The 5,087-nt window shown below is 38.2% G+C and carries 6 protein-coding genes; 2 read left to right on the forward strand and 4 right to left on the reverse strand.

The window, feature by feature from the left end; genetic code table 11:
- Both H5072_RS11475 and H5072_RS11480 read left to right on the forward strand, forming a co-directional pair.
- On the forward strand, positions 1-620 hold a 620-nt coding region (locus H5072_RS11475), incomplete at its 5' end, for a 3'-5' exonuclease (RefSeq protein WP_182693594.1).
- Positions 621-746: 126 nt separating this feature from the next.
- Positions 747-3,017: an EAL domain-containing protein gene (locus tag H5072_RS11480; RefSeq protein ID WP_182693595.1), complete on the forward strand. Its 2,271-nt coding sequence runs from the start codon at positions 747-749 to the stop codon at positions 3,015-3,017.
- A 23-nt stretch (positions 3,018-3,040) separates the two neighbouring features.
- On the opposite strand, the gene H5072_RS11485 is transcribed toward H5072_RS11480, so the two are convergent.
- The 4 genes from H5072_RS11485 to H5072_RS11495 form a co-directional block, all read right to left on the reverse strand.
- Positions 3,041-3,439 (reverse strand): hypothetical protein, encoded by a 399-nt coding sequence (locus H5072_RS11485; protein WP_002960664.1) that lies wholly within the window; start codon positions 3,437-3,439, stop codon positions 3,041-3,043.
- A 1-nt stretch (position 3,440) separates the two neighbouring features.
- Positions 3,441-3,896, reverse strand: coding sequence for a hypothetical protein (locus tag H5072_RS21130; RefSeq protein ID WP_259395925.1), 456 nt, complete (start codon positions 3,894-3,896; stop codon positions 3,441-3,443).
- Between the two features lie 54 nt (positions 3,897-3,950).
- On the reverse strand, positions 3,951-4,355 hold the full coding sequence (locus tag H5072_RS21135; RefSeq protein WP_259395926.1) for a zinc dependent phospholipase C family protein: 405 nt from the start codon (positions 4,353-4,355) through the stop codon (positions 3,951-3,953).
- A gap of 98 nt (positions 4,356-4,453) precedes the next feature.
- Positions 4,454-5,041, reverse strand: a complete 588-nt coding sequence (locus H5072_RS11495) for a hypothetical protein (protein ID WP_024596834.1) — start codon at positions 5,039-5,041, stop codon at positions 4,454-4,456.
- Between the last annotated feature and the right edge of the window lie 46 nt (positions 5,042-5,087).

Consider the following 5,087-nt stretch of genomic DNA (forward strand, 5'->3'; position numbering starts at 1 on the left):
GGACATTGCACAGTGCCAAAGGGCTTGAAGCCGATTACTGTATTATCATTGGTTTTGAACAAGGTAAATTAGGGTTTCCTAGCGATAACCAAAATAATGTGCTGGTGGAGGCGTTATTACCAGAGCAAGATGAGTTCACTCACTCAGAGGAAAGGCGTTTGCTTTATGTCGGTATTACACGCGCTAAACATAAAGCGTATTTAATTGCAGACCCTTATGCATGCTCAGCGTTTGTAAAAGAATTAGTAAATGACAATTATCCCATTCAAATTGGCTCCACGTTATTTAATAAGTCGCAACTAAAGCAAAGAGAGTGTAGTACGTGCAGCGACGGTTTAATTGTGCCAAAAACGGGTCAATATGGTGATTATTATAGTTGTACTAATACGCAAATTTGCGAAACTAAATTACGAGTGTGTAAAAGCTGTAGTGGCCCATCGGTTGATAAAAGCACGCACTCACAATGTGTGAATGCACAGTGTAAAACGCAGCACCCAATTTGTGAAAAGTGTGGTCGCGAAATGTGTAAACGCAAATCTAAGCACGGTGAATTTTTAGGATGCAGTGGTTTCGCACTTAAAGAAGATAACTGTAAAAACACTCGAAAAATAAACGCTTAACGGCTGACAAGTAGGTTTACACCTGTCTATTTTATAGAACAATGTAAATAGAAATTATATTCATTTGATTGATTTTAACAAGTTATCAATGTCTAATAGAAAAATGAGCTTTAACTGTTGTTTATTATGCATTTTTTCAATAGGTTCTTTTTATTAAACGATCACTATTCAGCCCCTGATCAGGTTGCTAATTGGCGAGTAAGTGCACTGCGCATTATTCTATCATTAGTAATGGTGTTATGTTTTGCTGTGGTGTGCCACACGTACGCAAGCGCTATTGAGTTTAACTTAATTTATATTGTTGTATTAACAAGCAGTTTTTTTGCGACTGTATGCGGTTTGCTTATAGCAAGTAAGCGTTTTTATCACTTCAGCGCTCATGTACTTTTAATAGCCATTGTAGCTGCTAGCGTGTCAATGAACTTATTTTTAACAGACCTAGAGCTTGCTAAAGTGGGCTCTATGTATATGTATTCCTGCCCAATAATCGCACTTATGCTACTTGGTTATAGAACAGCCCTTGCTTATGGCGTATTAAATATTGTACCGTTTTATATGATCATCAATAACGTTGATGTATCGGGCTTAACTGGCATTGCTCAGCAACTTCCCGATGCCAGCTTATACATTACAGGGCTAATATTCTTATTTTTTAACATTTGTATTCCCCTTGCTGTGGCACGCACAATTGTGGCTGCTAAGCGTTTAAACAAAACAATGATAAGCGCTAATACACACCTTAAAGATAAAAATGAGCTTTATCGAAGCCTGTTCACCGAATCAAATAAAGCCAAAATTATTGTTGACGAAAATCTTGTCATTACTGATTTTAATCAACACGCTATTGATATGTTTGGTATAAAAAAAGAATTAAAAGAAGAATGCGTTAACCTTTCTCATTTATTTCCTACTTTAGTTTTTGACGCCCCTAATGCTCAAAATAAAATTGTGAAGTACAAAAAAAGCTATTTTAAAGCCTGCTACCAACAAATAACAATGAGTACTAACTACCGTGTATACGACTTTTACGATTGCACGCAAGAACAGCTCATTAAACAAAATTTATCGATGATGGAACAAGAAAATAAACGTTTACGCTTTAGAGACTCGCAAACAAAACTACCTAATAGAGAATGGTTTGAGCTACAATGCGACAGATTAACAAGCAAATACCAAAAAGGTTTTTTTATCGTTGTTACCCAAAGTGCAAATAGTGAATACTTAAATTTAAAGCTCACTAAAGCCGACTCTCAAGCATTACTTATTAACGCGTACAAGCGTTTAAAGGCGATGGCAGATGGGCCGTTGTTGTGTGCCCATATAGGAGTAGGAAAGCTTGCTTTTATAATTGGCGCAAACTCGCAAAACGAGCTTGAAGATAAGCTATTAATGCAAATAAAAAATACATTAGATAAAACTTATAATGTGTTTGGCACTAAGTGTCAGCAATCATTTTTATTTGGTTTTGCAAAGTATCCTGATCACGGAAAAAACAGCACAACAGTACTTAGCAATGCGTGCGAAGCACTTAAAGTTGCAAACTGTAATATGCCTCTAAGTGGTTATAACGAAAAACAATCACAAGCTTTTATCGAAAAATACGAAATTTCGATGTTATTAGATGAAGCGCTTCAGCAGGGCGATTTGTCGGTACACTATCAACCTAAAGTAGATGCAACGGGTAAATGTATAGGGCTTGAAGCTTTAGCGCGTTGGAACAGTCCTATACTAGGTAATGTGTCGCCAGTGGTATTTATTCCTATTGCCGAAGAATACAGAATGGTCAGTAGGTTAACCGATCTGATTATTCAAAAAGTCTGCGCTCAAATTTCCAATTGGACTAAGGCGGGTTTACCGAGTGTGCCGGTGGCAATAAATATATCTCTAATTGATTTTAGCCAAACCGATTTTATGTCAAAACTGGTTAAATACCTTGCCGACTTCAACGTAAAGCCACCTCAAATAGAGTTAGAACTGACTGAAACCTCTCTTGAGGCAAACCAAGCGCATTCGCTAAAGCTTATGCAAACACTGCAATCGTGGGGTTTTACTATTTCGGTTGATGATTTTGGAGTGGGGTATTCTAATATTGCACGCCTTGCCGATTACCCTATTAACAAACTTAAGTTAGATCGCTCATTAATCAGCCAAGTAACAAGCTCTACGCGTCAAAAAAGTTTAGTTAAAGCGGTGCACGTTATGTGTGAAGAGCTTGATATTAAGTGTGTAGCCGAAGGAGTAGAAACCCAAGAGCAAGTAGCAATAATGGCGCAAATGGGGTGTAAAGAATTTCAGGGCTTTTACTTTGCGAAACCAATGTCAGCCGAAAATTTTGCAGAGCATGTTAGCCGCCATGGCTTAGTGTTTAACCCCAAAGAGATGACGGCTCAACTTTAAATGTATAGCAGGTATTTTATTACCTAGTTACAGAGCTGTTGGGCGTTTATAGTTATTTCGCACTGATGAATAACTCCTGCTCCCCAATGCTGTATATCTGATTGAGCAGTACAGCCTGCATCTTCAATTAAAGCCGTATTGGCATCACATAAAAGTAGCACTGCGTTATCATCTTGTACGTTTACAATAAGCGTGTATTCCCCAAAAGGTGCAAGTTTGCTTAAATCGTTATTAACAGCGGCTTTTAATAACTCATCAGTTGTTGAATAGGATGTTTCACTAAATTTTAGTGTGCCATCAACGGCTGTAGCAATATCTTTTAATTGTGAGGCTAAGTCGGCCATCACTTCTGGATTGTTTTTTTTAGGAGTGTAGCAACCGCTAAGTAATACTATGAGGCTTATATAAAGTAAGTGTTTCATTTTATTGGCTCCATACCGTCATCGTGTTGTGTTCATCGTAGCCCGTATCTAGGTTCCAATTTTTAATTGCACTGTAATCAGTATCTAAAAATACGGCATTGGCAATAATGGTTATGTAGTGCTGAATGTTACTAACGGCAAAGTCAAAAATATCGTTGTAATGCATAGGCTCGTGCGGCGTTTTTAGATGTTCAATAAAAGTGGGGTCTACTTCGTTTGGGCGAGGATAAAACAAGCCTAAATTAGCAGCAACATGGCGTGCACAGGCAAATAATCGATAGCTTTCTTCAACATTATTTACTACAAGCTGAAAACCGTTATGCCATGAATTAAAGTTAGGAGCGTGTTGTGCTGCGTAGCTTGGGTGAACCGTTAATAAAGCATGTCGCCAAATTTTTGCAATATCGGTATCAAAATTATCGTCTTTGTTAGTACAAGATCCAATATTTTGTTGCACGCGGTCAGCATAACCTAACTCACCTAAGTTTAAACGTTGCCAAATAAACGCGTCTTAATTCATTTCGCAGGTACGGTGCGCCGTTTGGTTTTGCGCGTAAGGGCCTACTTTTAATTCAACAACCGGATGCACTGTTATATCTGCAGCAACATGGGCCATATAACCGCATAACCAGGCAAAACACTTTTCAAATGCTTCACCTTCAAGTGTTTTACAGTATTCAATCATTGCTTTAAGTAAATCGCCTGTGTGCTCATAGTGCATTAGGTCGGCCCACGCATTTTGGCTAGGCTGCGCTACAGCTAAGTAAGGATAATCGGGGGCTACACAGCCTAGTTCAAGGTATGCTTGGCGTTGGCTTAAAATAAGCTTTGCTTTTTTAGGCATATCCATTTTAGCGAGTGACTTGGTTTGCGTTGCAATATTAACAGCAGTGATGTGCGCAAAAGCACCTGGCATTGTCATATCCTTATGATTTATTAATAAGGGTACAGATTAACATTGAGAGGGGGTTAAATAAAGCCAACTAAATGCAAGTATAGCGGGGTAAACACCTATTAAATTAGCTGCTCAACTAATTGGCCATTCTCGTATAATTTAGCATGTTGACGCTTATGTTCTTCAAATAGGTAAGCTCTTAGTTGCTCTTGACCGCTATGAATTTGCGTTATTTTAGCGGCTATACCTTGCGTGCTTTGCCTTACGGGTTCTATTTCCATCGAAATACTTTGTTTGTTAGGTAAAATAAATTCCATGTGCTGTGATTTATTTAAATGGTTACCTTTTCTGAGGGGTTTTAAAAACATCCCCGTGTTTGATATTGATTCAATTTTAAACCCTTGGCTTTTAATATTTAGCTCACTCCAGCGCCAACTGCGCAGTGTGCCTTGTGTGTCTATTACTTCGGGGGCGGTTAAAATCGGTTTGATTATACCGGCGCTATCAATTTTCAAGTCCAACGGAAACCATAACTGATAGTGTGCAACCTCTGCGAGCAGGGTTAAATTAGCGCTACTAAGTAAGTGAGCAATATTGGCTGGTACTGAACTTTGTAACGTTAAAACGTGACTGTTGTGAGCATGTGACTTTGTATTGGGCTTAAATAACTCAGCAAAAAAATTTATCTCTTCATTAGAAAAGTCCATATTTCACCCCAGTAACATAAAATAATTCACCACCGTAATTTAAACA

It is taken from the genome of Pseudoalteromonas sp. SR45-5, assembly GCF_014163565.1.
Taxonomy (GTDB): domain Bacteria; phylum Pseudomonadota; class Gammaproteobacteria; order Enterobacterales; family Alteromonadaceae; genus Pseudoalteromonas; species Pseudoalteromonas distincta.